Here is a 937-nt window from a genome sequence, read left to right as displayed (position 1 = left end):
GAAAGAAAATCAACTTCTTCTTCAGGGAAATCAATTGCTGCTTCCACGTACATTCGGAGTTTAATCAAGCCGGATACAATGGCATCAACTTGCTGAGAAAAGTCCCCTTGTAGGGAACGCAAAGCAGAACGAGCAGCCTGCTCGGAAGTACTGTTTATCAAGTCAGAAATAGCTTCAGCCTGAACCAGATCCAGCTTGTCATTAAAAAAGGCGCGTTGAGAAAATTCTCCCGCTTCTGCTAAGCGAGCACCATTCGAAACGATGGCTTTTAACAAAAGATCCAGAATGACCGGGCCACCATGAGCTTGGAACTCAACGACGTCTTCACCGGTAAAGGAGTGGGGACCTTTAAAGTACAGGGCAATTCCCTGATCTAAACGTAAACCATCTGGATCATAGAAATCGCAATAATGTGCATATCGATTCTTAGGCTCAAAATGAACCATCAGTTTAGCGATATCTAAGGCTTTTGGGCCTGATACCCTGACAATTCCAACTCCGCCACGACCTGCCGCCGTAGCAAGAGCTGCAATAGTGTCTTGATAATATTCACTCATATCAAGAACAGGGTAGATTAAGCGTTAGCTTTTTCGATTTGTCTGGTAATTACCCACTGCTGTGCAATCGACAGAATATTGTTTACTAACCAGTAAAGAACTAGCCCTGAAGGGAACCATAAGAAGAAAACAGTCATTACAACAGGCATAATCTTCATGATCTTAGCTTGCATTGGATCAGGCGGAGATGGATTTAGCTGCATTTGGATAGCCATACTTGCACCCATCAGAATCGGCAGAATGAAGTAAGGATCCATTACCGATAGATCGTGAATCCAGAACATAAATGGAGCATGGCGTAATTGAACACTCTCCATCAAAACCCAGTATAAAGCGATAAATACAGGCATCTGAACAAGAATAGGCAGACAACCACCAAG

At 43.4% G+C, this 937-nt stretch carries 2 protein-coding genes; both read right to left on the bottom strand.

What is annotated here, in order from left to right; genetic code table 11:
- A partial coding sequence (locus A3735_RS01495) for a tRNA modification GTPase (protein WP_369820496.1) occupies positions 1-557 on the bottom strand: 557 nt, incomplete at its 3' end.
- Between the two features lie 17 nt (positions 558-574).
- On the bottom strand, positions 575-937 hold a 363-nt coding region (gene yidC / locus A3735_RS01490; RefSeq protein WP_156499308.1), incomplete at its 5' end, for a membrane protein insertase YidC.

Source organism: Oleiphilus sp. HI0061 (assembly GCF_001635675.1).
The sequence above is the reverse complement of the archived record's forward strand: the minus strand, read 5'-3'. Positions and strand labels throughout refer to the sequence as shown.